We start from the raw sequence: 24,748 nt of genomic DNA on the forward strand, positions 1-24,748 counted from the left end.
ATGGGAGCGGGACACACGCACAAGCTGTACCGGCACGGGCACTCGCCCGTGCACGGTCTGCCGCCGCACACCAAACTCGCCGCCGTCTTCGCCTTCGTGGTCGTCGTGGTGACGACCCCGCGCGAGGCGATGTGGGCGTTCGGGCTGTACGCGGTGCTGCTGGGGGCGGTGGCGTACGCGGCGCGTGTGCCCGCGGGCTTCCTGCTGCGCCGGCTGCTGATCGAGGTGCCGTTCGTCGCGTTCGCGGTGCTCATGCCGTTCGTGGCGGAGGGCGAGCGGGTCGACGTCCTCGGCCTGTCCCTGAGCGTGAACGGCCTGTGGGGCGCCTGGAACGTGCTGGCCAAGGGCACGCTCGGCGTCGCCGCCTCGGTGCTGCTGGCCGCCACCACCGAACTGCGCGAACTCCTCCTGGGGCTCCAGCGCCTGAGGCTCCCGCCGCTGCTGGTGCAGATCGCGTCGTTCATGATCCGCTACGGCGACGTCATCACGGACGAGATGCGGCGCATGCGGATCGCCCGGGAGTCCCGCGGCTTCGAGGCCAGGGGCGTGCGGCACTGGGGGGTGCTCGCCAAGTCGGCGGGCGCGCTGTTCATCCGGTCCTACGAGCGCGGTGAGCGGGTGCACCTGGCGATGGTCAGCCGCGGGTACGCCGGTTCCATGCCGGTCATCGACGAGGTGACCGCGTCCCGGGCGCAGTGGCGTCACGCCCTGGCCCTCCCGGGCGCGGCGCTCGTCGTCTGTCTGCTGGGATGGACCCTGTGACTGCTTCCCTCGAGGTCTCGGGCCTCGCCTTCGCCTACCCCGACGGGCACCAGGCCCTCTTCGGCGTCGACTTCTCGATCGAGCGCGGCGAGCGGGTCGCGCTGCTCGGGCCGAACGGCGCCGGCAAGACGACCCTGGTGCTGCACCTCAACGGCATCCTGAGCGGCGGGACCGGCGCGGTGCGGGTGGCCGGGCTGCCCGTGGACAAGCGGCACATGGCCGAGGTGCGGCGCCGGGTGGGCATCGTCTTCCAGGACCCGGACGACCAGCTGTTCATGCCGACCGTGCGCGAGGACGTCGCGTTCGGGCCGGCGGCCGCCGGGCTGAAGGGGCCGGAGCTGGAGCGCCGGGTGGACCGGGCGCTGGAGCGGGTCGGCATGCGGGAGTTCAAGGACCGGCCCCCGCACCACCTCTCCTTCGGCCAGCGCCGCCGGGTGGCGGTGGCGACCGTGCTGGCGATGGAGCCGGAGATCCTCGTCCTCGACGAGCCGTCGTCCAATCTGGACCCGGCCTCGCGCCGCGAGCTGGCCGACATCCTGCGCTCGCTCGACGTGACGGTGCTGATGGTGACCCACGACCTGCCGTACGCCCTGGAGCTGTGCCCCCGCGCCCTGGTGCTCAGCGACGGGGTGATCGTGGCGGACGGCCCGACGGGCGGGCTGCTCTCCGACGCCGAGCTGATGCGGGCGCACCGGCTGGAGCTGCCGTTCGGGTTCGATCCGCGTTCCGTGCCGGCCGCCCCGGCCCGTCCGTGACAATGGGCGCGTGACCGACGAGGAGACCGAGCGCCCACCGCTGCTGGACGAGCAGCTGTGCTTCGCGCTGTACGCCGCGCAGCGGGCCGTGACGGCCGCGTACCGCCCGCTCCTCGACGATCTCGGCCTGACCTATCCGCAGTACCTGGTGCTGCTGGTGCTGTGGGAGCGCGGGGAGACCCCGGTGAAGGAGCTGGCCGGGGCCCTGCGCCTGGACTACGGGACCGTCTCGCCGCTGCTGAAGCGGCTGGAGGCGGCGGGCCTGGTGCGGCGGGAGCGCTCCGCGCGCGACGAGCGGTCGGTGCTGGTGGCGCCGACGGGGCGCGGGGAGGAGCTGCGGGAGCGGGCGGGGCGGGTGCCCGGCGCGCTGCTCGCGGCGACGGGGCTCGGTGAGGCGGAGGTGGTGCGGCTGCGCGAGGAGCTGTGGCACCTGACCGCGCGGGCGGGGTCGGCGGCGGACCGCAGCCGCTGATCCCGAACGCGACCCGGGGGAACATCGACGTGACCGTCCTGCTTGGGTGAGAGGGAGACAGCGCCACCGCAGCGGGATCGAGGAGTGACGGACGTGGACGTGCACGGCACAGTGGCCGAGGGCTTCGAGCCGGTGAGGGAGGCGTTCGTCCGGAACTTCGACGCGCTCGGGGACCGGGGCGCGGCCGTCGCGGTGTACCGGCACGGACAGCGGGTCGTCGACCTGTGGGGCGGCACGAAGGACGTCGACGGCACCGAGCCGTGGCAGCGGGACACCGCCCAGGTCGTGCGCTCGGCGACGAAGGGCGTGGCCGCCGCCGTGCTCCTGCTGCTGCACCAGCGCGGGCAGCTGGACCTGGACGCGCCGGTGGGCCGGTACTGGCCGGAGTTCAAGGCGCGGGGCAAGGAGGGCGTGCTGGTACGGCACGTGCTGAACCACCGGGCGGGTCTGCCCGTCCTGGACCGGCCGCTCAGCCCGCAGGAGGCCCTCGACCCGCTGAAGGGCCCGCAGGCGGTCGCCGCCCAGGCCCCCGTCTGGGAGCCCGGCACCGACCACGGCTACCACGCGCTGACCTACGGCTGGCTGGTCGACGAGATCGTGCGGCGGGTGACCGGGCAGTCGGCCGGCGAGTGGCTCGCGGCCCAGGTCACCGGCCCGCTGGAGCTGGACCTCTGGCTGGGCCTGCCCCCCTCGCGGGCCGGCCGGGCCGGGCGGGTGGGCCGGGTCGAGGGCGCCGAGCCGGCCGGGGGCCTGCGGGCCCGCCCCAAGCCCTCGGTGACCCGGGCCTACGAGGACCCGGAGTCCCTGACCCGGCGGGCCTTCGCCGCCATCACCCCGTTCCCGGAGCAGAACGACCCGGCCTACCTCGCGGCGGCCCTGCCCGCCACGAACGCCGTCGCCACGGCGGACGGACTGGCCCGCTTCTACGCCGCACTGATCGGCGACACGGCCGGTTCCGCCCGGCTGTTCACGCCGGAGACGGTGGAGCTGGCCCGGGCCGAGGAGTCCGCGGGTCCCGACCGGGTCCTGGTGGTCGGCACCCGCTTCGGCCTCGGCTACATGCTGCACGGCAGCGCCTCGCCGCTGCTCACGCCGGGGTCCTTCGGCCATCCGGGCCGCGGCGGCGCGCTGGGCCTGGCCGACCCGGAGACCGGCATCGCGTTCGGTTACGTCACCAACGGCCTGCGCACGTCGGTGACGGCCGATCCGCGCGCGCAGAGCCTGCTGCGTGCGGTGCGCGGGGCGCTGGACCTGCCGTGAGGGCGCCGGGGGGCGCCACCGGCTAGACGTGGATCGGGTGGGAGGTCCGCCCGGACGCCTGGTCGATCTCCTCGTGGGCCTTGGTCAGCAACTGCATGGCGAGTTCGTTGAGCGCCCGGGCCGCGGCGATCTCCTCGCCGATCCGGGGCTGATTGGCGTCGGAGCGGTGCCGGTTCGCGTGCCCGTGCGCCCGTACCTCGGTGCCGTCGGGCAGGCGGACCATCGCGGCGGCCCTCGTGCGCTGGTCGTCCTCCATGAACTCCATCTCGACGTGCCATCCGACTGCGGTGTGCATCATGAGGATCACCTCCGGAGCGCTTGCTTCCAGGGTGCTCCCGCCAGGTGCCGCAGCGCATCCCACCGGCCCTATCCGGCGTGCAGCATCAGCCCGATCCCGACGACGAGCAGCCCGGCCGCCGCGATCCTGGGCGCCCCGAACCGCTCCTTGAAGAACACCGCGCCGATGGCCGCCCCGACGATGATCGACGACTCGCGCAGCGCCGCGACGGGCGCGAGCGCGGCCCGGGTCTGGGCCCACAGCACCAGGGCGTAGGCGGCGACCGACAGGGCCGCCCCGGCCAGTCCGATCCAGGCGAAGGGCCGCAGGATGCGGGCGGTCCCGCCGCGCCAGTGGCAGAGCGCGTACGCCGGGATGACCAGGCCCTGCACGGCCATCAGCCAGGCGATGTACCCCAGGGGCGAGCCGGAGGCGCGCACGCCGAGCCCGTCGACGACCGTGTACGCGGCGATCGCCAGCCCGGTCGCCAGGGCCGCCCCGATGGCCGCCCAGTCGGGCCGGCGCCCGCGCAGCCCCCACAGGGCCACCCCGGTCAGCCCGGCGCAGGACAGGGCCACGCCCGCGGCGGCCCAGCCGTCGGGCACCTCGTGGGCGAAGAGGGCGGCCAGGACCGTCACGACCAGGGGCGCGGTGCCGCGGGCGATCGGATAGGCCTGCCCGAAGTCGCCCAGCCGGAAGGACGTCATCAGCAGGGCGTAGTAGGCGATGTGGAGGGCGGCCGAGCCCAGCAGGTACGGCCAGGCGCCGGATGCGGGCTGGGGTACGAAGGGCGTCATCGCCAGCCCGATGAGCAGTCCGCCGCCCGAGATCAGGGTGAAGCCGGCCAGCTTGTCGGTGATGTGGTGGGCGAGGGCGTTCCAGCCGGCGTGGGTGACCGCGGCGAGCAGGACGGCGGAGGTGACCAGGGGGGTCACGGGGCGGTGCGCTCGCGGACGTCCACGAGGGTGGCGCGGGCGTGGGTGACCAGGTCGCCGGGGGCGATCGGGAAGACGGTGTGCGGTGTCCCGGCCGCGGCCCAGACGAGGTCGTGCTCCAGCAGGGACCGGTCGGCGAGCACCCGCGTCCTGGTCCGGTGGCCGAAGGGCGGCACCCCGCCGATGGCATACCCGGTGGTCTCGCGGACGACCTCCGCCTTGGCGCGGGTGACCTTGCCGGCGCCCAGTTCCTCGCGCACGAGGTCGAGGTCCACGCGGGAGGCGCCGTCCATGAGGACCAGCACGGGTTCCCGGTCCGCGGCGAAGATCAGCGACTTGCAGATCTGGCTCAGCTCGCAGCCGACCGCGGCGGCGGCCTCGGCGGCGGTGCGGGTGGCGTCCGGGAAGCGCCGGACCCGGCCCACGAGGTGGTCGAGTCCGAGGTTCCGCAGGGCCTCGGCGAAACGGGGGTGCGCTCCGGAGCTGTCGGCGTCAGTGGCGGCTGTCGTCGTCATGCGGAGCACGCTATCGGTGTGTGTAGGGCACACGCGAGGCCGTTTCAGCTGGTGGAGTCCTCCGGGCGCACACCCGGGTCAGGCCGGCTGTCACTCGGTGACGTACGCGAGGAACGACTCCCACGTGGCGGAGGCGACCGTCACGTGGGGAGTCCCCGGGGTCTTGGAGTCCCGGACGTGGATCACGGCGGGGGTGTGGGCCACCTCGACGCAGTCGCCGGGCTCACTGCTGCTGCTGAAGCTGCTCTTGAACCATTGGAGTTCCGGCGTGCTCATAGTCTCCCCAGCAATTGCTCGATGAAGGCTTGCGACTCCCTTGGCGTGAGAGCCTGCGCCCGGATCATGCCATAGCGCAGTTCAAGTACCCGTAGATCACGAGGGCTTGAGACCGGGCGACCGTTGAACGCGCCCTCGGAGCGTCCGATGGCCGTACCGTCGGCGAACTTCAGCACCTCGATCAGGCCCTGCGTACCCGCGTGCTCTTCCCGATCGGTCGGCATGACCTGGAGCGACACATTTCGCAACTTGGCCACCTCCAGCAGGTGTTCGAGTTGGCGGCGCAACACCATCTTGCCCCCGAAGGGACGTTCGAGCGTCACCTGTTCCTGGACAAAGCTGAGATCCGGAGCAGGGTCCCGATCGAAGACCGACTTGCGGGCCATACGCGCGGCACTCTCCCGCTCGATCACATCGGCGGACAGGGCAGGCTGCCGCATCTCGAACAACGCCCTCGCATACTCCGGCGTCTGCAAGAGCCCGTGGATGTTGTGGTGGCTGTAGAGCAGCATCTCCACCGCCCGGCCCTCCAGCTCCGCCAGCTCCCGCACCTTCTTCGGGTACCGGGCCCGCTCCATGTCCTTCGCGAACGCCCTCAGATGCCCCTGGGCGTTCAGCACCCGGTCCGCCCTGTCCAGGTACTCCGGCCGGGGAATGCGCGTTCCCCGTTCCATCTTGCGGATCATGTCCTCGCCGTAGCCGAGCATCTCGCCCAGCTCGGCGACCCGCAGTCCCGCCGCCTCCCGGCACACCTTCAGCAGCTTCCCCACGGCCTGGACCAACGGCTCGATCTCGTCGCCCGGCTCGACGTCCCAGCCGGCCTCGTCGACAGCCTCGTTCATGCCCCACCTCCATCGCGCAGCCGTACCCGTACAACGACCGGGACAGCCGGGACAGCACGAGACAAGCTCGGGACTTCCGGCGGCGACCAGCTCCCCCACCCCACCGGTGAGGGCGCACCGTCTCTCGGTGCGCCCTCACCGGCCGGTCTCTCACGCGTCGTCAGACGCGGACCAGTTCCCGGTCGCCGTCGTCGTCGCCGGAGGCGGCGCGCAGGCCCTCGCCCTCCACGTCGACGTTGGGCAGGGCCCGGTCCAGCCACGTGGGCAGCCACCAGGCCCGGCGGCCTAGGAGCGCCAGGACCGCCGGGACGATGGCCATGCGGACGACGAACGCGTCGAACAGCACGGCGATCGCGAGGCCGAAGCCGATCATCTTGACCATCGACTCGGAGGAGCCGATGAAGCCGGCGAACACGGCCATCATGATCACGGCGGCGGCGGTGACGACCCGGGCGCCGTGGCGGAAGCCGGTGACCACGGCCTGGGCCGGCTTCTCGCCGTGGACGTAGGCCTCCCGCATGCGGGTCACGAGGAACACCTCGTAGTCCATGGCCAGCCCGAAGACCACGCCGACCATGAAGATCGGCATCATCGACATGACCGGGCCCGTCTGCTCCACGCCCATCAGGCCCGACAGCCAGCCCCACTGGAAGACCGCGACGACCGCGCCGAGGGCCGCCAGCACCGACAGCAGGAAGCCGAGGGCCGCCTTGAGCGGGACGAGGATGGAGCGGAACACCACGATGAGCAGCAGGAACGCCAGGCCGACCACCAGGACCAGGTAGGGCACCAGGGCGTCGTTGAGCTTCTGGCTGACGTCGATGTTCATGGCCGTGCTGCCGGTGACCAGCACGTTCGCGTCCGTGTCGGCCTGGATGCCGGCGCCCGCGTCGCGGATGCCGTGCACCAGGTTCTCCGTGGACGGCGAGGACGGCTGGGAGCCGGGGATCACGGTGATGGTGGCGGTGTCGCCGGCCTTGTTGGGCGCGGGCGGCGTCACCGTCACCACGTCCTTCAGGCCCTTGATCTCGTCGCCGACCGCGGTGAAGGCGGCCTTGGGGTCGTCGCTGCCCTTGGCGTCGACCACGACCATCAGCGGGCCGTTGAAGCCCGGCCCGAAGCCCTCGGACAGCAGGTCGTAGGCGCGGCGCTGGGTGGTCGAGGTGGGCTGGGACCCGTCGTCGGGCAGACCCAGCTCCAGGTCGGCCGCCGGGACGGCCGCCGCGCCGAGGCCGACGACACCGAGCAGCAGGACGGCGAGGGGGCGGCGGACGACGAAGCTCGCCCAGCGCGTGCCCAGGTTGGGCCGGGCGGGCTGGTCCGCACCGCCGGAGTGGTCGCGCTTCCTGGCCCGGCCCGCCAGCCTGCCCTTCTCCCCCATCGGCTTGACCCTGCGGCCCGCGTAGCCGAGCAGCGCCGGGACCATGGTCAGGGCGATCAGCACGGCGATGGCCACCGTGCCGGCCGCCGCGACGCCCATCTTGGTGAGCATCGGGATGTTGACCACGGCGAGGCCCACCAGGGCGATCACCACGGTGAGGCCGGCGAAGACCACCGCGGAGCCGGCCGTGCCGACGGCCCGGCCCGCCGCCTCCTCGCGCTCGCGGCCCTCGGCCAGTTCGGCCCGGTAGCGGGAGACGATGAACAGGGCGTAGTCGATGCCGACCGCGAGGCCGATCATCATGGCGAGGATGGAGGTGGTCGAGCCCAGGTCCAGGGCGCTGGCCAGCGCGGTGATGGTGGACACGCCGATGCCGACACCGATGAGCGCCGTCAGCAGCGGCAGGCCGGCCGCGACGAGCGAGCCGAAGGTGATGACCAGGACGACGGCGGCGACCGCGATGCCGATGACCTCGCTGGAGCCGGTGTGCGGCACCGCCTGGAGCGCGTCGCCGCCGATCTCGACGGTCAGCCCGGCCTCGCGGGCGTGCTGCGCGCTGTCCTCCAGGGCGTCCTTGGCGGCGTCGTCCAGCTCCATGCCGGAGACCTTGTAGGACACCTGCGCGTAGGCGATCGTGCCGTCCTTGCTGACGGCCTTGGCCCGGTAGGGGTCGGTGACGGCGGCGACCTCGGAACCGTCGGACAGTTCCTCGACGGTGTCCTGGACGGTCGCCTTGTTGCCGGGGTCGGTCATCTTCTCGCCGCCGGGCGCCTTGAAGACGACCCGGGCGGTGGCGCCGTCGGCACTGGTGCCGGGGAAGCGCTGCTCCAGCAGGTCGAAGGCCTTCTGGGCCTCGGTGCCGGGGATGGAGAACGAGCTGTTGCCCGCGGTGGGGGCACTGGCCGCGCCGGCCCCGGCGAGGGCCAGCAGCGCCACCCATATCAGGGCGACGAGGTGCCGCCGCCGGAACGAGAGCCGGCCGAGTTTGTAGAGGAAAGTGGCCACGAGGGCGTACTCCCGGTCAGGTCGTGGGTCTTCAGGGCAGGGGGGACCAGCCCGACGACGTGAGCGGTGGACGTCAGGTGGAGGGCTAGCTGGGGACTAGTCGGTGGTGGGGACGCCGAGGGCGGGGAGGACCACGGCGTCGATGTACGCGATGAGGAAGGCCTGGGTGGGCGGCTGGTCGTCGATCAGCGTGCGGGTGGCGAACGCGCCCACCAGCATGTGCACGATGTAGTCCAGCGCCGGGCGGCCGGCCTGGATCTCGCCGCGGTCGACGGCCCGCTGCACCACCCGGTGGAACTCCTCCATCTCGGGTTCGATGAGCAGTTCCTTGAACGCCTGGAGGAGATCCGGGTTGCCGTGCACCGCCATGAACAGGCCCCGCATCAGCGCGGCGTTCTGCTGCATGGCGCAGTCGTCCTCCCGTGCGGTGAGGGCGTGCAGGTCGCCCCGCAGGGATCCGGTGTCGACGTCGGCGGTGCCGCCCGGCTTGTTGTGCCGGATCGCCTTCGCCACCAGCTCCGGCTTGCCGCCCCACTGGCGGTAGAGCGTGGCCTTGCTGGACCGGGTGCGGGCGGCCACGGCGTCCATGGTGAGGGCGTCGTAACCGACCTCGCGGAGCAGGTCGAGCACGGCCGTGTACAGCTCGGCCTCGCGCTCGGGGGTGATCCGGCTGCGTCGCGCCGCGGCGACCTCGGCCATCGTGCCCACCTTCCTGCTCCGGAACGACACGGTTTCGTACACCACGAAGGTACCCCAGGGCTTAAGAAAACGAAACCGTTTCGTACGTGTCCTGCGTCACGGTGCCGTACTTGTCACGACTTGCTGGTCGCCATACCCGGGCAAAGCATGGTCGAGTGACCTATCTGCGTCTGCCGCACCTCCATGACGACGTGCTCTGCTTCGTGGCCGAGGACGACCTCTGGCTCGCCCCCCTCGACGGCTCCGGGCGCGCCCGGCGGCTCACCGTGGACCGCACCAAGGTGGGCCACCCGCGCTTCTCGCCCGACGGCCGCCACCTCGCGTTCACGAGCTGGCGCACGCTGGTACCCGAGGTCCACCTCGCCCCGGTGGACGGCGGCCCGGCCCGGCAGGTCAGCCACTGGGGCAGCGCCGACACCCGGGTCTGCGGCTGGACCCCGGACGGCGACATCCTGGCCGTGGCCTCGCACGGCGAGCCCTTCTCGTTCTTCACCTGGGCCTACAAGCTCTCCCCCGAGGGCGACCCGGGTCGCAAACTGCCCTGGGGCCCGGTCTCCGACATCCAGGTCGCCGACCTCGCCGGGGAGCGCAGGTCGCTGCTGCTCACCGGCACCCCGCCGCACGAACCGGCCTCGTGGAAGCGCTACCGCGGCGGGGCGACGGGCCGCCTGTGGCTGCACGGCGAGCGGCTCCTCGACGGCCTCGACGGCCATCTGCACTCCCCCATGCTCGTCGGCGGCCGGATCGCCTTCCTCTCCGACCACGAGGGCGTCGGCAACCTCTACTCCTGCGCCCACGACGGCTCCGACCTGCGCCGCCACACCGACCACGACTCCTTTTACGCCCGCCACGCGTCCAGCGACGGCACCCGCGTGGTGTACCAGTGCGCGGGCGACCTGTGGCTGGTGGACGATCTGGCGCCGGACGCCGTGCCGCGCCGGCTGGACGTCCGGCTGGGCGGACCGCGCGCCGGGCGGCGCCCCTACCAGGTGGCGGCCTCCCAGCACCTCGACGGGATCGCGGTCGACGAGACCGGGCGCGCCTGCGCGGTCGTCGTACGCGGCAGCCTGTACTGGCTCACCCACCGCGACGGCCCCGCCCGCGCCCTCGCCGACACCCCCGGCGTGCGGGTGCGGCTGCCGGAGATGCTCGGCGGCAGCGGCCGGGTGGCGTACGTGACCGACGCCGGCGGCGAGGACGCCGTCGAGATCGCCTTCCTGCCCCGGGCCAGCGGCGCCCGGACCCCCAGGCGGCTGGCGCAGGGCGCGCTGGGGCGGGTACGGGAACTGGTCGCGGACCCCGAGGGCGAGCGGCTCGCGGTCGCCGCGCACGACGGCCGGCTGCTGCTGGTGGACGTGGGCGAGGACGCCGCCGGCGAGGTCACCGAGCTGACCAGGTCGGACAACGGCCCCGTGCGCGACCTGGCGTTCTCCCCGGACGGCGCGTGGCTGACCTGGTCGCACCCGGGCATCGGCCGGACCCTGCGGCAGATCAGACTCGCCAGGATCGCCGACGGGTTCGTCACCGACGTCACCAACGGCCGCTTCGAGGACGAGAACCCGGTCTTCACCCGCGACGGCCGCTACCTCGCGTTCCTCTCCTGGCGCGGCTTCGACCCCGTCTACGACGTGCACACCGGCGACCTGTCCTTCCCCCTGGGCTGCCGCCCCTACCTGGTGCCGCTGTCCTCCGCGACGCCCTCCCCGTTCGCGGTGAACCCCGAGGGACGCCCGGCCGCCGGGGGCCTGGACCCCGTCGAGGACGACGGCAACGGCGAGAACGGGGCCGTGACCGTGGAGGTCGAGGGCCTGGAGAGCCGGGTCACCCCCTTCCCGGTGGCCGCCTCCAAGTACTCGGCGCTGCACCCGGTGGCGGGCGGCGGCCTGGTGTGGCTGCGCTGGCCGATCTCCGGCGCGCTCGGCGAGACCTTCGCCAACCCGGACGACACCACCGGCCGGCCCACCCTGGAGCACTTCACCCTCACCAAGGGCCGCAGGTCCGAACTCGCCCAGCACCTGGACGGGTTCGCCGTCAGCGGCGACGGCACCCGGCTGGTGATCGTCGACGAGGGCGAACTGCGCGCCGTCCCGTCCCACGAACCGGGCGACTCCGACTCGACGGTGTGGATCGACGCACGCCGCATCCTGCACACCGTCGACCCCGGGGCGGAATGGCGGCAGGCGTACGAGGAGGCCGGACGGCTGATCCGGGCCTACTTCTGGGACCCCGGCATGTGCGGCATCGACTGGGACGGGGTGCTGGACCAGTACCGCCCGCTGGTCGAACGGGTCGCGTCCCCGGACGAGTTCGCGGACCTGCTGCGCGAGGTGCTGGGCGAACTCGGCACGTCCCACGCCTACGTGACGGCCGCCCGGCGCAACGAGGGCCCGCCGCACTACCAGCGCCGCCAGGGCCTGCTGGGCGCGAACCTCGTGTGCCGCGACGGCGGCTGGACCGTCAAGCGGATCCTGCCCGGCGACTCCTCCGACTCCAAGGCCCGCTCCCCGCTGGCCGGCACGGGCATCCGCGAGGGCGCGGTCCTCACCCACGTCGACGGCCGCCCGGTGGACCCCGGCACCGGCCCCTACCCGCTGCTGGCCGGAGCCGGCGGGACGACCGTGGAACTGACCTTCACCCCCGCCGGGGGCACGGGAGCGCCCCGCCGCGTCGCCGTGGTCCCGCTGACCGACGAACGGCCGCTGCGCTACCAGGACTGGGTCGCCAAACGCCGTGAGGTCGTCCGCGAGTTGAGCGGCGGCCGCTGCGGCTACCTGCACATCCCCGACATGGGCGGCTCCGGCTGGGCGCAGTTCAACCGCGACCTGCGCATGGAGGTGTCCCGGCCCGCCCTGATCGTGGACGTGCGCGGCAACGCCGGCGGCCACATCAGCGAGCTGGTCGTCGAGACGCTGAGCCGGACCATCCTGGGCTGGGACCTGACCCGGGACGCCCAGCCCGTGTCGTACACCTCCAACGCGCCCCGCGGCCCGGTGGTGGCCCTGGCCGACGAGGCGACCTCCTCCGACGGCGACATGATCACCGCCGCGTTCAAGCTGCTCGGGCTGGGACCCGTGGTGGGCCAGCGCACCTGGGGCGGAGTGGTCGGCATGACCGGCCGGCACGTCCTGGGCGACGGCACCGTGATCACCGTGCCGATGAACGCGGCCTGGTTCGACGCCTACGGCTGGTCCGTGGAGAACAAGGGCGTCGCCCCCGACATCGACGTCCTGCGCACCCCGCTGGACTGGGCCGAGGGACGGCACGCCCAGCTCACCGACGCCGTCGAACTCGCCCTGCGCCTGCTGGAGACCGACCCGCCCGCGACCCCGCCGACGTACCGCGACGTGCCCGACCGCTCCCGCCCGAAGCTGCCGCCCCGCTCCTGACACCGGCACGGGAAAGGGGCGCCCCGCACAGGGGCGCCCCAGTCCGCTCAGCACGCAACGTCAGGCGTCGAAGTCCTGGTCGAAGCGGTCCTCCTGCTCGCGCTCACGCTCACGGTCGCGCTGCGGCTGCGAGGGGTCCATGTCCTCGTCACGCCGACGGCCGCGGCCCTGCATCTGCTCGCGAGCCTGGTCCGCCTTCTGACGGGCCTGGTTCTGCCACTGCTCGGACTTCTCCTGGAACTGGTCCTTCATACCCATGTGGGTTCACTCCCGTTGGGGGTGAGGGGATCTGGCTCGATCAGATTCACACGGGCCGTGACGCTGCGCATGTCGATCACTCACGGAGCGTGGTCCGCCGCTGCTCGTCGGCCGCGCCACCGGCCCCCACCAGGCCCGTGCGCATGCCCGTCAGCCGGTCGGCGAAGCGCCGCATCTCCCGCTGCCCCACCGTCCCGATGACCGCCGGCAGGTAGCCGCGCACCCCCTGCATCCCCCGCAGCCACCACTGCCCGTAGACGTGGCCCGACCGGCGCTCGATCCCCGCCACCAGCCGGTCCACCGCCGGACCGAGCGGATAGGTCTTGTTGGACGGCCAGGGCAGCCGCTGCCTCAACTCCCGCATCACGTCGTCCTGGTCGGCCCCGCGCACCATGTCCGTGTCCGTCCACGACAGATACCCGACACCGACCCCCACGCCCCGGTACCCGACCTCGGCCCGCAGACTGTGCGCGTACGCCTCCACGCCCGACTTGGACGCGCAGTACGCGGTCATCATCGGCGCCGGGGTGATGGCGGCCAGGGACGCGATCTGCAGCAGATAGCCCCGGCTCTCCAGCAGCGCGGGCAGGAAGGCCCGTGCGGTCACCGCCGAGCCGATCAGGTTCACCTCGATCACCCGCCGCCACGACTCCGGGTCGGAGTCGGCGAACGGACCGCCGGTCGCCACACCGGCGTTGGCCACGACGATGTCCACCCGGCCGAAGCGCTCCTTGACCGCCGCGGCGACCCGCGCCATCTCCTCGTGGTCGGTGACGTCGGCGTGCCAGTGGTCGCTGTCGCTGTGCAGCCGCGCCGAGACCTGCTTGAGCGCGTCCGGCTCCAGCCCGACCAGGGCGACCTTCACGCCCCGCGCGGAGAGCTTGCGGGCGAGCAACTCCCCCACGCCGCGCGCCGCTCCGGTCACCACGGCGACCTTGCCCTCGAGGCTGACCCTGCTCATGCGCTCTCCTCGGATTCGACCTGGATGTGGGTGGTGACGAGCTCGCGTATCGCCCCGGTGACCTGCTCGGGCGCCTCCATGGGCGCCATGTGGCCGATGCCGGGCAGTTCGGTGATCCCGGTGCACACCGGCAGCGCCTCGCACAGCGCCCTGGCCTGCGACGGCGGCGTCAGCCGGTCCGCCGTCCCGACGACGACCGCCGCCGGCACCCGCAACTCCCGCACGCCGTGGTCGAGATCGAGCAGGTCGAGCACCTGCGACCAGGTGTGGCGGACCGTGCGGGGGCAGGCGTGCACGATACGGGCGCACGCCTCGACCATGTGCGGCGCCGAAGCCGGCCCCATCGTCCCGTACTTGAGGATCCGGCGGGCCAGGGGCGTCACCGGCCCGAGCGGGGCACGCGAGCCGAGGATCCGCCGGGTCAGCCAGGTGCGCAGCCGCCCGGGCCGCAGGGGCACGACGGTGGAGGCCGCCACCAACTGCGAACTGCCCGTGCTGCACAGCAGGACGGCGGCCGCGTGGGCGCGGAAGCCGGCCCGGGCGGCGGCCGCCATGACGGTCATGCCGCCCATGGAGTGCCCCGCGATCACGGCCTGCTCCCCGGGCGCCAGAGTGGCTTCGAGGACGGCTTCCAGGTCGTCGGCGAGCGCGTCGGTGCTGCACGCCCGGCTCGCGGGGCTGCGGCCGTGGCCGCGCTGGTCGTAGGCGATGACCCGGTGGTCGACGGCCAGGTCGCGGATCTGCGCCGCCCAGAAGGCCGTGGAGCAGGTCCAGCCGTGGGCGAGGACCACCGCCGGGGCGCCCTCGGGCCCGTGGACCTCCACGTGCAGCCGGGCGCCGTCGGCGGAGACGGCGGTCAGCTCACGCGCCGGGGCGGGCGGGGCGTAGGGCCCGGAGTCGACATGGAGGAGACGGCTCACGCGTCCACCCCCGCCTTCGTCGCGTCGCGCTTCTCGCCCCGGCCGGCCGCGGGCGGCCGCAGCACGTCGTACTCGGCGAGGTCCACGCGCCGCGTCGCACGCCGGAACTCGGCCGTCGTCCCGGGCCAGATGGTGGTGTTGCGGCCGCTCGCGTCGAGGTACCAGCTGGTGCAGCCGCCGGTGTTCCACACCGTCCGCTTCATGCGCTCCTGCACGCGGTGGTTCCACCCCCGCACGGCCTCGGGCCGCGCGTCGAGGGCGACCCGGCCGCCCAGCACGTCCAGCTGGCGCACGAAGTCGGCCAGGTAGTTCAGCTGGGACTCGATCATCAGGATCATCGAGGAGTTCCCCAGGCCCGTGTTGGGCCCGATGATCGTCATCCAGTTCGGGAAGCCGGCCGCCGAGGCGCCGCGCAGGGCCTCCATGCCGCCCTGCCACGTCTCGGCCAGCGTCCGCCCGTCGGCGCCCACGACCCGGTCGGCGATGGGCATGTCGGTGACGTGGAAGCCGGTGCCGAAGACGATCGCGTCCACCTCGGCCTCACTGCCGTCGGCGGCGACCAGGGTGGAGCCGCGCACCTCGGCCAGACCGCTCGCCACGACGTCCACATTGGGCCGCGCGAGGGCCGGGTAGTACGCGCTGGACAGCAGGATCCGCTTGCAGCCGATGCGGTAGTCCGGCGTGAGCTTCGCCCGCAGCGCCGGGTCCTTGATCGCCCGGGCCATGTTCCGCTTGGCGAGCTGCTCGACGAAGCCCAGCTCGTTCGGGCGCTTGGTGAACGCCTGCACCTGCAGCTCCCTGATCCCCCACAGCAGTCCGCGGCGCAGCTGCGAGGTGAAGGGCAGCTGCCGGTGCAGCCACCGCTCGGCGCCGCTGACGGCCCGGTCCATCCGGGGCATCACCCACGGCGGGGTGCGCTGGAAGAGGGTGAGCCGGGAGACCTCCGGCTGGATCGACGGCACGATCTGGATGGCCGAGGCGCCGGTGCCCACCATGGCGACGCGCTTGCCGCGCAGGTCGTAGTCGTGGTCCCAGCGGGCGGAGTGGAACACCTTGCCGGGGAAGGACTCCAGGCCCGGGACGTCCGGGACCTTCGGGTCCGACAGCGGCCCGGTGGCCGACACGACCAGGTCGGCGGACAGGCTCCCGCTGCTCGTGTCGATGTCCCAGCACAGCCGCTCGCCGTCCCAGGCCATCCGCTTCACCTCCGAGTCGAAGCGGATGTGCGGCCGCAGCCGGAAGGTGTCCGCCACGTGCTCCAGATAGGCGCGGATGTGCTCCTGGCCGGAGAAGGTGCGCGGCCAGTCGGGGTTGGGCGCGAAGGAGAACGAGTACAGGTGCGAGGGCACGTCGCAGGCGCAGCCCGGGTAGCTGTTGTCCCGCCAGGTGCCGCCGACGCTGCTCGCCCGCTCCAGCACGACGAAGTCGGTGATCCCCTCCCGGCGCAGCCGCACGGCGGCCCCCAGCCCGCCGAACCCGGATCCGATCACCGCGACCCGTACGTGCTCGCGTTCGCGCTCGCCCATGCCGACACCTCCACACACCACGAGAACCATGCCAGTGAACACTGGCGCAATGGGAGCGTAGGACAGGAACGTACCGATGGGTAGGGGGCAGGACGAGGAAGTTACCGGCGGTACGCCTTAAGGTGCCCAGGTGGCCGAGAAGCGTGAATACCGCATGGAAGAGCTGGCCCGCCTCGCCGGGATCACGGTGCGCACCCTGCGCTTCTACCGCGAACGCAAGCTGATCCCGCCACCACGCCGCGAGGGCCGCATCGCCTGGTACGACGACGACCACCTGGCCCGGCTGCGCACCATCACCGCCCTGCTGGAGCGCGGCCACACCCTCAGCGGCATCGCCGAACTGGCCGAGGCCTTCGACCACGGCCGGGACGTCGGCGACCTCCTCGGCGTCGGCCCGCCCACCGAGGAGGAACCGGTCCACCTCACCCCCGAGGAACTCGCCGACCACTTCGCCGGCGAGGCCACCCCCGAGAACCTCGCGGCCGCGATGGACCTCGGCTACCTCGGCACCGACGGCGGCGAGATCGTGCACATCAGCCGCCGCCTGCTGGACGTCTCCTCGGCCCTGGTCCGCGAGGGCATCCCGCTCGCGGAGGTCCTGGCCGCCGCCAAGGAGGTCCGCACCCACACCGACGCCCTGGCCGACCTCTTCACGGCCCTGGTCCTCCGCCACGCGACCCACCAGGACCTCCCCCGCCTGCGCCCCCTGGCCCGCAGCGTGGTGGAAGCGGAACTGTCCCTGGCACTGGACCGGCGGATGCGCGCGGGAGACTCCTAAGGCCGGACCGGTCTAGCGGTCGTAGACGACGGTCACGGGGGCGTGGTCGGACCACCGCTCGGCGTGCGTGGCGGCGCGCTCGACGAACCCCTTGACGGCCCGCTCGGCGAGCCCCGGGGTGGAGACGTGGTAGTCGATGCGCCAACCGGTGTCGGAATCGAAGGCCCGCCCCCGGTAGGACCACCACGAGTACGGGCCCTCCGTGTCCGGGTGGAGGGCGCGGACCACGTCGGTGTAGCCGCCGTCCGCCGGGTCGAAGACCCTGGTCAGCCAGGCGCGCTCCTCGGGCAGGAAGCCGGAGGACTTCTGGTTGCCGCGCCAGTTCTTCAGGTCGGCCCTCTCGTGGGCGATGTTCCAGTCGCCGCAGACCAGCACCTCGCGCCCCTCGGCGGCGGCCCGCTGCCGCAGCTCCTTCAGGTGGGCGAGGAACTCGCCCATGAAGCGCTCCTTCTCGTCCTGCCGCTCCGTGCCGACCTCGCCGGAGGGCAGGTACAGCGAGGCGACGGTGACGCCCGGCAGGTCCGCCTCCACGTACCGGCCGCTGCCGTCGAACTCGGCGGAGCCGAAGCCGATCCGCACGCGGTCGGGTTCGCGGCGGCTGTAGAGGGACACCCCGGCACGGCCCTTCGCGGCGGCCGGCGCGTGCACGACGTGCCAGCCCTCGGGCGCCCGGACGTGTTCGGGCAGCTGCTCCGGTTCGGCCCGCACCTCCTGGAGGCACAGCACGTCGGCCGCGGTCCCGGCGAGCCACTCCACGAAGCCCTTCTTCGCGGCGGCCCGCAGCCCGTTCACATTCACAGAGGTCACAGTCAGCACCCCGGCACGATACCGGCACCCTGGACTGCGTCCAGTTCCGGATCGCATACCGTATCCGTCATGGACATACGCCGGGTCTCCTTCGACCACCCCGACGCCATGAAGCTCAGCGACCAGGTCCAGGCCGAGTACGCCGTCCGCTACGGGGACGACGGCGACGCCACCCCCATGGCCGCCGCCGACTTCGACCCGCCGAACGGCACCTACCTGGTCGCCTACGACGCGGACGGCACACCGGTCGCCTCGGGCGGCTGGCGCACCCAGGACGCCAACGGCGAGGGCAACCTCGACGGCGACGCCGAGCTCAAGCGGATGTACGTGATCGAGCAGATGCGCGGCCGGGGCCTGGCCCGCCGCATCCTGGCCGCGCTGGAGGAGGACGCCCGGGCGGCGGGCCGCCGGCGCATGGTCCTGGAGACCGGCACCAAGCAGCCCGAGGCCATCGCCCTGTACACGTCCAGCGGCTACGCGCCCTGCGGGAAGTTCGGCTACTACCGTCATCACGAGGCGAGCCGCTGCTTCGCCAAGGACCTGCGGGCGGGCGGCTGACGGGCGCTCAGCAGATGTGGCTGCTGTGGCCCGTGTCACCCGGCGCGGGCCGCCGCCGGCCACCGGCTCGGCCGAGCGGGCCCTGAACATACGTCAGAGCCCGGTCGGTTTCCCGACCGGGCTCTGAGCTGCGTGGACCTGAGGGGATTTGAACCCCTGGCCCCCTCGATGCGAACGAGGTGCGCTACCGGACTGCGCCACAGGCCCTTGCAACGAGTGAAACTTTAGCACCCCGATCGGCCTGCTTGGAAATCCGTTCCGAAGGGGCGGCCACCTGCGGGTTCGCGGGGCTACTCGTTGGCCGCCCGGGGGCGCTCACCGTCCTCGTACTGGTCGAACAGGGGCGTGCGTCCGCGCTCCCGGGCCCGTCGGGCGGAGGCCGCGCGGCGTGCGTCGCTGCGCCCGTCGTCGTCGGCCGGCTCCTGGGGGCGGGGGTCCGCCGCGGCCGGCTCGGCGGGCGCGCTCTCGTGCTCGGCGTCCGGCGCGACCGCGCTGGAGCGGGCCGAGCTCCAGGTGTCGGGGGCGCCGAGGTCGACGTCGCTGGTGGCCCGCGGGGCGACCGGGGCGGTCACGTACGTCGGCAGGGGCACCGGCACCGGCTCCCAGCTGTCGCCGCCCTGGCCGGGCCGCCGCTGCCGTTCGCGCTGCTGGTCGACCCACTCGGCGTGGTCGGTCTGCTCGACGAGGGCGCGCCGGTCGGCCGCGAGGGCGGACAGCCCGGGGTCGGAGACCGGCTCGGGCCCCTCCTCCGGCTCGGCGGCCACCTCGTCGGCCGCCGGGCGCCTGCGGGGCTGGCGCTGCCGCTCGCGCAGCCGCTGGGCCGCGACCTCGGCCATGCGGCGGTCCATCTGGTAGGCGAACCGCCGGCGCTCCTGGGAGCGCAGGTAGGCGATGTACACGCTGAGCATGACCGCGGGCACGCCGGGAGCCCACAGGAACGCGAGTCCGCCGACGGCCGCGACGATCGCGCCGAGGGTGAAGGCGAGGAAGAGCATGATCGTGGTGCGCCGGCGGCGCGCGAGGACCTTCGAGCGCCGGGCCCGTGCTGCGGCCGCCTCGGCCTGCGGCGAGGGGCGCCGGGCGGCGGGGACGGGCGCGCGGTCGCGGGTGCGGTCGCGGCCGGCCGGGTCCGGTGCCGGGTGGGCCGGCTGGTCGGGGGCGGGCGACGGTACGGGCACCTGGGTGTGCGGGCGGGTCTTGGACACGGCGAAGGCCCGGACGTCCACCGACTCGGTGGCGGCGTCCAGGTCGCCGGCGTCCTGCTCCCCCTCCTCGGTGGAGCGCGCCCGCAGGTCCTTGGCGTACCGGCGCTCCATGGCCGCCTTTCCGGACAGGAGCCGGATGGCGGTGCTGAAGCGTTCCGTCGGACGGGCCTCGTTCAGCTCGTCCTGCCTACGGAGCCACATCGGCACCAAGTAGGCGGCCCAGGCCCCGACAATGACTGCGTAGATGAGGCCGCTGCTGCTCACGCCTCACACCGTAGAGGGGTTTGCGTGAGGCCATCTGCCAATTGAGCCGGTGTGTCGCACGATCTGGCTGATATTTCGAACTTTTCTTGTGACCGATGCGATCAGCAGACCGCTCGGGCCGGGAATTCATGACCGCGAGACGGTCATCCGGCGATCAATTTCGAACACGTATTCAATTTCCGGGGTGGTGGCGCATTCCCGGATTACTCTGCGCCCGCGCCCGGTGCCAGCGCCTGAGCAGCCCGTCCGGCACTTCCTCCGCGGTGAGCGCGAAGACGAGATGGTCGCGCCAGGCGCCGTCGATGTGCAGATAACGCGGCCGCAGCCCCTCCTCGCGGAATCCGAGTTTCTCCACCACCCGGCGGCTCGGCCCGTTCTCCGGGCGAATGCAGACCTCGATGCGGTGCAGTCCGACCGTGCGGAAACAGTGGTCCGTCACGAGGGCGACGGCCGTGGGCATCACGCCGCGCCCGGCCACCGCCTCGTCCACCCAGTAGCCGATGTGCCCCGAGCACATCGAGCCCCAGGTGATCCCGGCGACCGTCAGCTGCCCGACCAGCTGCCCCTGGTACTCGATCACGAAGGGCAGCATCCGGCCCGCGTTCGCCTCCGACCGCAGGTGGCGCACCATCTGGCGGAAGGTCGGCCGGTGCGTCAGGGGCCCGCCCGGCGTGGGCGGCGGGATCGTCGCCTCCCAGGGGCGCAGCCAGTCGCGGTTGCGCCGGTTGACGTCGCGCCACGCCCGCTGGTCGCGCAGCTTTATGGGCCTGAGGACGATGTCGCCGTCCACCAGTTCGGCGGGCCAGGATGGGCGGTTCAGCTCGCACCCCCACTGCCGGGTCTCGGGTGGTCGCCGCCGCGCAGCTGCTCGACGGCGTGGACGAGCAGCGGCTCCAGGACGGTGAGGCCGTCCTTCACGCCGCCGCTGGATCCGGGCAGGTTGACGATCAGGGTGCTCCCGGCCACTCCGGCCAGACCGCGGGACAGGGCCGCGGTCGGCACCTTCTCGCGGCCGAACGCCCGGACGGCCTCGGCGATGCCGGGCACCTCGTGGTCGATCACCCGGCGGGTCGCCTCGGGGGTGCGGTCGGTGGGCGAGATACCCGTGCCGCCGGTGGTGACGATCACGTCGTAGCCGGCGTCGACCCCGGCGCGCAGGGCCGCCTCGACAGGGTCGCCGTCGGGGACGACCTGGGGGCCGTCGACGGCGAAGCCGAAGCGCTTCAGGCCGTCGGCGATGAGCGGACCGCCCTTGTCCTCGTAGACGCCGGCGGCGGCCCGGTTCGAGGCGGTGACGACCAGCGCGCGGTAGGGGGCCGGCAGCGCGTCACCGGTCGGCGCGTCGTGTGTCATGCCCGGCTCCAGTCGCCCGACTTGCCGCCCGTCTTCTCCTCCACCCGCACGTCCGTGATGACCGCTCCCTTGTCGACCGCCTTGACCATGTCGATCACGGTGAGCGCGGCGACGGAGACCGCGGTGAGGGCCTCCATCTCGACGCCCGTGCGGTCCGTCGTCTTCACGGTGGCCAGGATCTCCACGGCGTCGTCCGCGACCGACAGGTCCAGTTTCACACCGGACACCGACAACGGGTGGCAGAGCGGGATGAGGTCGGGGGTGCGTTTGGCGCCCATGATCCCGGCGATCCGCGCGGTCGCGAGGGCGTCGCCCTTGGGGACGCCCTCGCCGCGCAGCAGCTCGATCACGCGGGGCGAGACCAGGACGCGTCCGCTGGCGCGCGCGGTGCGCGCGGTGACGTCCTTGTCCGAGACGTCGACCATGCGGGCCGCGCCCGCCTCGTCGATGTGCGTCAGCCGGTCCTGTGCGGGGCCGTCCCGCCTGGGTGGGTCCTGCGTGCTCATGCTGTGTGGCGCTCCCGGTCCGGGCCCGGCGCGGTGCGGCGCGGGGCCTGCTGTGCGCGACACGGTACCCCCAACCAGGGGCTATCGGCCGAGCAGGACCACCTCGACCTCGGTGCCCGGCTCGACGGACTCGGTGTCCTCGGGGACGACGATGAGGGCGTCCGCGTGGGCGAGGGCGGCGACCAGGTGGGACCCGGCCCCGCCGACGGGGGTGACGCGGCCGCCGGAGCAGGTGGCGCGCAGGAACTGCCGGCGGCCCTTCGGCGAGGTCAGCGCCTTGTCCGCGACGAGCGTGGCCCGGGTCGTGGGGCGGTGCACGTCGTCCAGGCCCATGAGGGTGCGGATGGCCGGGCGGACGAACAGCTCGAAGGAGACGTACGAGGACACCGGGTTGCCGGGCAGGGCCAGCAGCGGGGTGTGGTCGGGGCCGATGGAGCCGAAGCCCTGGGGCTTGCCGGGCTGCATGGCGAGCTTGCGGAACTCCACGCCGCTGCCGGGCTCGTCCTCGTCGCCGACGTGGGCCAGGGCCTCCTTGACGACGTCGTAGGCCCCGACGCTGACGCCGCCGGTGGTGACCACCAGGTCGGCGCGGACCAGCTGGTCCTCGATGGTGGAGCGCAGGGTCTCGGCGTCGTCGGCGACGGCGCCCACGCGGTAGGCGATGGCCCCGGCGTCCCGGGCGGCCGCGGTGAGGGCGAAGCTGTTGGAGTCGTAGATCTGACCCGTGCGCAGTTCCGTGTCGGGCTGGACGAGTTCGCTGCCGGTGGAGAGCACCACCACGCGCGGGCGGGGGCGTACGCGGACGGTGCCGCGGCCGATCGCGGCGAGCAGGGCGATCTGCGGCGGGCCGAGGATCGTGCCCGCCTGGAGGGCGCGGTCGCCGGCCTTCACGTCGCTGCCCTTCGCGCGCACGTGCGCGCGGGATCCGGCCGGACGGTGCACCTGCACCTGCCCGGTGGCGCCCTCGGGGGCGAGGCTGCGGGCGCGCATGCCGTGCACCGGGCCCTCGCCGAGCCCGCCGTCGGTCCACTCCACGGGCACGACGGTCTCGGCGCCGGGCGGCAGCGGGGCGCCGGTCATGATGCGGGCGGCCTGGCCGGGCCCCACGTGGAGAGGGTCGGCCTGGCCCGCGGCCACGTCCCCGACGACCTCCAGGGAGGCCGGGAACTCCTCGCTCGCGCCCGCCACGTCCGCGACCCGCACCGCGTAGCCGTCCATCGAGCTGTTGTCGAAGGGCGGCAGCGACACGGGCACCGTGACGTCCTCGACGAGGACGCAGCCCTGGGCGTCGAGCAGGTGCAGCTCGATGGGTTCCAGGGGCCGGACGGTGGCGAGGATGTCCTCCAGGTGCTCGTCCACCGACCACAGGTGGCCGGAGCCGGCGTGGTCGTGGCCGGTGACGCGGGGCGCGGCGCTGCTCAACGTGCTACATCTCCTCGGCTACGTAACTGCGAAGCCAGGTCCGGAACTCCGGGCCCAGGTCTTCACGTTCGCACGCGAGGCGGACAATGGCACGCAGGTAGTCGCCGCGGTCGCCGGTGTCATAGCGGCGGCCCTTGAAGACGACGCCGTGCACCGGGCCGCCGATCTTCTCGTCCTCGGCGAGCTGCTGGAGGGCGTCGGTCAGCTGGATCTCGCCGCCGCGGCCGGGCTCGGTGCGGCGCAGGACCTCGAAGATGTTCGGGTCCAGGACGTAGCGGCCGATGATCGCGTAGTTGGAGGGCGCGTCGGCCGGGTCGGGCTTCTCGACCAGGCCGCCGACCTTGACGACGTCGCTGTCCTCGGTGGTCTCCACGGCCGCGCAGCCGTAGAGGTGGATCTGCTCCGGGGCGACCTCCATGAGGGCGACGACGCTGCCGCCGCGCTGCTCCTGGACCTCGACCATGCGCTGGAGGAGGGGGTCGCGGGGGTCGATCAGGTCGTCGCCGAGGAGGACGGCGAAGGGCTCGTCGCCGACGTGCGGGGCGGCGCACAGGACGGCGTGGCCGAGGCCCCTGGGGTCGCCCTGGCGCACGTAGTGCATCGTCGCGAGGTCGCTGGACTCCTGGACCTTGGCGAGGCGGTTCTCGTCACCCTTCTTCAGCAGGGCCGATTCCAGCTCGTAGTTGCGGTCGAAGTGGTCCTCGAGGGGGCGCTTGTTGCGGCCCGTCACCATGAGGACGTCATCGAGACCCGCCGCGACGGCCTCCTCGACCACGTACTGGATCGCCGGCTTGTCGACGACCGGCAGCATCTCCTTCGGGGTGGCCTTGGTGGCCGGCAGGAACCGGGTGCCGAGGCCTGCCGCGGGGATGACAGCCTTGCTGATCCGAGGGTGGGACTGTGTCATGTCCGACACCCTAGCCGCTGCATTGTGCTGGAATCTGCTGCTCCGATGCATTGGTACTCATATGAGCTGATTGCGACGGTAAGGGAGCAACTATTGAGTCACTTCGCACGTCCGGGCGAGGCTAGCAAGCGCACCTTGAGGCGCGGACTAATTCAGATGAGAAGCAGGTTGACAGCGGATGACCTGCGGGAAACGGCGGCCGCGCTGGCCGGGCGAGCGCTGGGGCTGCCGGAATTGGCCCACGCCGGAACGGTCGCGGCGTACGTCTCGGTGGGGAGTGAACCGGGCACGCTCACGCTCCTCGACGCTCTGTGCGCCCGGGGCGTGCGCGTGCTGCTGCCGGTGCTGCTGCCGGACAACGACCTCGACTGGGGCGTGTACGAGGGCGAGGCCTCACTGGTGCGCGTCCGGCACGGCGGCCGGATGGCCCTGTACGAGCCGGCGGGCGAGCGCCTCGGACCGGACGCCGTGACGGGGGCGGACGCCGTCCTGCTGCCGGGGCTCGCGGTCGACGCCCGGGGGATGCGGCTGGGGCGCGGCGGAGGCTCCTACGACCGGGTGCTGGCACGGCTGGAGCGCGCAGGTGCGCATCCCGCCCTGGTGGTGCTGCTGTACGACGACGAGGTCGTCGGGCACGTCCCGGAGGAGCCGCACGACCGTCCGGTGCACGCGGCGGTGACACCATCGGGGGTACGGCGGTTCGGCCGGCCGTCCTGAC

At 73.0% G+C, this 24,748-nt stretch carries 26 protein-coding genes and 1 tRNA gene; 8 read left to right on the plus strand and 19 right to left on the minus strand.

What is annotated here, in order from left to right:
• From cbiQ to ACZ6ZN_RS26500, 4 genes are all read left to right on the plus strand, one after another.
• The gene (gene cbiQ / locus ACZ6ZN_RS26485) at positions 1-762 is read left to right on the plus strand and encodes a cobalt ECF transporter T component CbiQ (protein ID WP_469650036.1); all 762 of its coding nucleotides are present in this window, start codon (positions 1-3) and stop codon (positions 760-762) included.
• Complete coding sequence (locus ACZ6ZN_RS26490; protein ID WP_398111060.1) at positions 750-1,517, plus strand: energy-coupling factor ABC transporter ATP-binding protein; 768 nt, start codon at positions 750-752, stop codon at positions 1,515-1,517. Before cbiQ ends, ACZ6ZN_RS26490 begins: the two co-directional genes overlap by 13 nt.
• Positions 1,518-1,527: 10 nt before the next feature.
• Entirely contained in the window at positions 1,528-1,989 is a 462-nt protein-coding gene (locus ACZ6ZN_RS26495; RefSeq protein ID WP_469650039.1) for a MarR family winged helix-turn-helix transcriptional regulator, read from the plus strand.
• A gap of 93 nt (positions 1,990-2,082) precedes the next feature.
• Positions 2,083-3,249, plus strand: coding sequence for a serine hydrolase domain-containing protein (locus ACZ6ZN_RS26500; RefSeq protein ID WP_398111058.1), 1,167 nt, complete (start codon positions 2,083-2,085; stop codon positions 3,247-3,249).
• Positions 3,250-3,271: 22 nt separating this feature from the next.
• Here ACZ6ZN_RS26500 and ACZ6ZN_RS26505 read toward each other — a convergent pair whose 3' ends face one another.
• From ACZ6ZN_RS26505 to ACZ6ZN_RS26535, 7 genes are all read right to left on the minus strand, one after another.
• Positions 3,272-3,547 (minus strand): DUF1876 domain-containing protein, encoded by a 276-nt coding sequence (locus ACZ6ZN_RS26505; RefSeq protein ID WP_369194488.1) that lies wholly within the window; start codon positions 3,545-3,547, stop codon positions 3,272-3,274.
• Between the two features lie 68 nt (positions 3,548-3,615).
• The gene (locus ACZ6ZN_RS26510; RefSeq protein ID WP_469650042.1) at positions 3,616-4,461 is read right to left on the minus strand and encodes an EamA family transporter; all 846 of its coding nucleotides are present in this window, start codon (positions 4,459-4,461) and stop codon (positions 3,616-3,618) included.
• Positions 4,458-4,976 carry a YbaK/EbsC family protein gene (locus ACZ6ZN_RS26515; protein ID WP_398111056.1) on the minus strand — a complete coding sequence of 173 codons (519 nt, stop codon included), beginning with the start codon at positions 4,974-4,976 and terminating at the stop codon, positions 4,458-4,460. The genes ACZ6ZN_RS26510 and ACZ6ZN_RS26515 overlap by 4 nt, the downstream gene beginning before the upstream one ends.
• Before the next feature lie 90 nt (positions 4,977-5,066).
• Positions 5,067-5,252, minus strand: coding sequence for a DUF397 domain-containing protein (locus ACZ6ZN_RS26520; RefSeq protein WP_469650045.1), 186 nt, complete (start codon positions 5,250-5,252; stop codon positions 5,067-5,069).
• A complete protein-coding gene (locus tag ACZ6ZN_RS26525; protein WP_469650048.1) occupies positions 5,249-6,094 on the minus strand; it encodes a helix-turn-helix domain-containing protein in 846 nt (281 codons plus the stop codon). Before ACZ6ZN_RS26525 ends, ACZ6ZN_RS26520 begins: the two co-directional genes overlap by 4 nt.
• Before the next feature lie 160 nt (positions 6,095-6,254).
• Positions 6,255-8,480 carry an MMPL family transporter gene (locus ACZ6ZN_RS26530; RefSeq protein WP_469650051.1) on the minus strand — a complete coding sequence of 742 codons (2,226 nt, stop codon included), beginning with the start codon at positions 8,478-8,480 and terminating at the stop codon, positions 6,255-6,257.
• Positions 8,481-8,576: 96 nt separating this feature from the next.
• Positions 8,577-9,179: a TetR/AcrR family transcriptional regulator gene (locus ACZ6ZN_RS26535; protein ID WP_451876723.1), complete on the minus strand. Its 603-nt coding sequence runs from the start codon at positions 9,177-9,179 to the stop codon at positions 8,577-8,579.
• Between the two features lie 155 nt (positions 9,180-9,334).
• On the opposite strand from ACZ6ZN_RS26535, the gene ACZ6ZN_RS26540 reads away from it, so the two are divergent.
• Positions 9,335-12,565 carry a S41 family peptidase gene (locus tag ACZ6ZN_RS26540; RefSeq protein WP_469650054.1) on the plus strand — a complete coding sequence of 1,077 codons (3,231 nt, stop codon included), beginning with the start codon at positions 9,335-9,337 and terminating at the stop codon, positions 12,563-12,565.
• A gap of 60 nt (positions 12,566-12,625) precedes the next feature.
• Here ACZ6ZN_RS26540 and ACZ6ZN_RS26545 read toward each other — a convergent pair whose 3' ends face one another.
• From ACZ6ZN_RS26545 to ACZ6ZN_RS26560, 4 genes are all read right to left on the minus strand, one after another.
• The gene (locus tag ACZ6ZN_RS26545) at positions 12,626-12,823 is read right to left on the minus strand and encodes a hypothetical protein (RefSeq protein WP_398111050.1); all 198 of its coding nucleotides are present in this window, start codon (positions 12,821-12,823) and stop codon (positions 12,626-12,628) included.
• A gap of 76 nt (positions 12,824-12,899) precedes the next feature.
• Positions 12,900-13,784: an SDR family oxidoreductase gene (locus tag ACZ6ZN_RS26550; RefSeq protein WP_398111049.1), complete on the minus strand. Its 885-nt coding sequence runs from the start codon at positions 13,782-13,784 to the stop codon at positions 12,900-12,902.
• Positions 13,781-14,704 (minus strand): alpha/beta fold hydrolase, encoded by a 924-nt coding sequence (locus ACZ6ZN_RS26555; RefSeq protein ID WP_469650057.1) that lies wholly within the window; start codon positions 14,702-14,704, stop codon positions 13,781-13,783. The genes ACZ6ZN_RS26550 and ACZ6ZN_RS26555 overlap by 4 nt, the downstream gene beginning before the upstream one ends.
• Positions 14,701-16,230, minus strand: a complete 1,530-nt coding sequence (locus ACZ6ZN_RS26560; protein WP_469650060.1) for a flavin-containing monooxygenase — start codon at positions 16,228-16,230, stop codon at positions 14,701-14,703. The genes ACZ6ZN_RS26555 and ACZ6ZN_RS26560 overlap by 4 nt, the downstream gene beginning before the upstream one ends.
• Positions 16,231-16,384: 154 nt before the next feature.
• Between ACZ6ZN_RS26560 and ACZ6ZN_RS26565 the strand changes: the two genes are divergently transcribed.
• Complete coding sequence (locus ACZ6ZN_RS26565) at positions 16,385-17,008, plus strand: MerR family transcriptional regulator (protein WP_398111148.1); 624 nt, start codon at positions 16,385-16,387, stop codon at positions 17,006-17,008.
• Positions 17,009-17,020: 12 nt separating this feature from the next.
• Here ACZ6ZN_RS26565 and ACZ6ZN_RS26570 read toward each other — a convergent pair whose 3' ends face one another.
• The gene (locus ACZ6ZN_RS26570; RefSeq protein ID WP_469650064.1) at positions 17,021-17,824 is read right to left on the minus strand and encodes an exodeoxyribonuclease III; all 804 of its coding nucleotides are present in this window, start codon (positions 17,822-17,824) and stop codon (positions 17,021-17,023) included.
• Positions 17,825-17,884: 60 nt separating this feature from the next.
• Between ACZ6ZN_RS26570 and ACZ6ZN_RS26575 the strand changes: the two genes are divergently transcribed.
• Positions 17,885-18,373: a GNAT family N-acetyltransferase gene (locus ACZ6ZN_RS26575; RefSeq protein WP_398111045.1), complete on the plus strand. Its 489-nt coding sequence runs from the start codon at positions 17,885-17,887 to the stop codon at positions 18,371-18,373.
• A gap of 133 nt (positions 18,374-18,506) precedes the next feature.
• Here the strand turns inward: ACZ6ZN_RS26575 and ACZ6ZN_RS26580 are convergent.
• From ACZ6ZN_RS26580 to galU, 7 genes are all read right to left on the minus strand, one after another.
• Positions 18,507-18,580, minus strand: a tRNA-Ala gene (locus ACZ6ZN_RS26580).
• Between the two features lie 83 nt (positions 18,581-18,663).
• Positions 18,664-19,842: a divisome protein SepX/GlpR gene (gene sepX, locus ACZ6ZN_RS26585; protein ID WP_469650066.1), complete on the minus strand. Its 1,179-nt coding sequence runs from the start codon at positions 19,840-19,842 to the stop codon at positions 18,664-18,666.
• Between the two features lie 172 nt (positions 19,843-20,014).
• Positions 20,015-20,635: a GNAT family N-acetyltransferase gene (locus ACZ6ZN_RS26590; RefSeq protein WP_398111147.1), complete on the minus strand. Its 621-nt coding sequence runs from the start codon at positions 20,633-20,635 to the stop codon at positions 20,015-20,017.
• A gap of 23 nt (positions 20,636-20,658) precedes the next feature.
• On the minus strand, positions 20,659-21,195 hold the full coding sequence (locus ACZ6ZN_RS26595; RefSeq protein ID WP_451876716.1) for a MogA/MoaB family molybdenum cofactor biosynthesis protein: 537 nt from the start codon (positions 21,193-21,195) through the stop codon (positions 20,659-20,661).
• Positions 21,192-21,701 carry a cyclic pyranopterin monophosphate synthase MoaC gene (gene moaC / locus ACZ6ZN_RS26600; RefSeq protein WP_376326778.1) on the minus strand — a complete coding sequence of 170 codons (510 nt, stop codon included), beginning with the start codon at positions 21,699-21,701 and terminating at the stop codon, positions 21,192-21,194. Before moaC ends, ACZ6ZN_RS26595 begins: the two co-directional genes overlap by 4 nt.
• An 81-nt stretch (positions 21,702-21,782) precedes the next feature.
• On the minus strand, positions 21,783-23,123 hold the full coding sequence (glp, locus tag ACZ6ZN_RS26605) for a molybdotransferase-like divisome protein Glp (RefSeq protein ID WP_469650070.1): 1,341 nt from the start codon (positions 23,121-23,123) through the stop codon (positions 21,783-21,785).
• A gap of 4 nt (positions 23,124-23,127) precedes the next feature.
• Entirely contained in the window at positions 23,128-24,030 is a 903-nt protein-coding gene (gene galU, locus ACZ6ZN_RS26610) for a UTP--glucose-1-phosphate uridylyltransferase GalU (protein ID WP_398111041.1), read from the minus strand.
• Between the two features lie 156 nt (positions 24,031-24,186).
• On the opposite strand from galU, the gene ACZ6ZN_RS26615 reads away from it, so the two are divergent.
• Complete coding sequence (locus tag ACZ6ZN_RS26615) at positions 24,187-24,747, plus strand: 5-formyltetrahydrofolate cyclo-ligase (protein WP_469650072.1); 561 nt, start codon at positions 24,187-24,189, stop codon at positions 24,745-24,747.
• The last annotated feature ends 1 nt before the right edge of the window (position 24,748 follow it).

It is taken from the genome of Streptomyces sp. NPDC053665 (assembly GCF_055585285.1).

Excerpts from the sequence above, each read along its gene's own strand:
- cbiQ (WP_469650036.1), top strand. The coding sequence starts at position 1 with ATGGGAGCGGGACACACGCACAAGCTGTACCGGCACGGGCACTCGCCC.
- ACZ6ZN_RS26490 (WP_398111060.1), top strand. The coding sequence starts at position 750 with ATGGACCCTGTGACTGCTTCCCTCGAGGTCTCGGGCCTCGCCTTCGCC.
- ACZ6ZN_RS26505 (WP_369194488.1), bottom strand. The coding sequence starts at position 3,547 with ATGATGCACACCGCAGTCGGATGGCACGTCGAGATGGAGTTCATGGAG.
- ACZ6ZN_RS26515 (WP_398111056.1), bottom strand. The coding sequence starts at position 4,976 with ATGACGACGACAGCCGCCACTGACGCCGACAGCTCCGGAGCGCACCCC.
- ACZ6ZN_RS26520 (WP_469650045.1), bottom strand. The coding sequence starts at position 5,252 with ATGAGCACGCCGGAACTCCAATGGTTCAAGAGCAGCTTCAGCAGCAGC.
- ACZ6ZN_RS26525 (WP_469650048.1), bottom strand. The coding sequence starts at position 6,094 with ATGAACGAGGCTGTCGACGAGGCCGGCTGGGACGTCGAGCCGGGCGAC.
- ACZ6ZN_RS26535 (WP_451876723.1), bottom strand. The coding sequence starts at position 9,179 with ATGGCCGAGGTCGCCGCGGCGCGACGCAGCCGGATCACCCCCGAGCGC.
- ACZ6ZN_RS26545 (WP_398111050.1), bottom strand. The coding sequence starts at position 12,823 with ATGGGTATGAAGGACCAGTTCCAGGAGAAGTCCGAGCAGTGGCAGAAC.
- ACZ6ZN_RS26550 (WP_398111049.1), bottom strand. The coding sequence starts at position 13,784 with ATGAGCAGGGTCAGCCTCGAGGGCAAGGTCGCCGTGGTGACCGGAGCG.
- ACZ6ZN_RS26560 (WP_469650060.1), bottom strand. The coding sequence starts at position 16,230 with ATGGGCGAGCGCGAACGCGAGCACGTACGGGTCGCGGTGATCGGATCC.
- ACZ6ZN_RS26565 (WP_398111148.1), top strand. The coding sequence starts at position 16,385 with ATGGAAGAGCTGGCCCGCCTCGCCGGGATCACGGTGCGCACCCTGCGC.
- ACZ6ZN_RS26575 (WP_398111045.1), top strand. The coding sequence starts at position 17,885 with ATGGACATACGCCGGGTCTCCTTCGACCACCCCGACGCCATGAAGCTC.
- ACZ6ZN_RS26595 (WP_451876716.1), bottom strand. The coding sequence starts at position 21,195 with ATGACACACGACGCGCCGACCGGTGACGCGCTGCCGGCCCCCTACCGC.
- moaC (WP_376326778.1), bottom strand. The coding sequence starts at position 21,701 with ATGAGCACGCAGGACCCACCCAGGCGGGACGGCCCCGCACAGGACCGG.
- galU (WP_398111041.1), bottom strand. The coding sequence starts at position 24,030 with ATGACACAGTCCCACCCTCGGATCAGCAAGGCTGTCATCCCCGCGGCA.
- ACZ6ZN_RS26615 (WP_469650072.1), top strand. The coding sequence starts at position 24,187 with ATGAGAAGCAGGTTGACAGCGGATGACCTGCGGGAAACGGCGGCCGCG.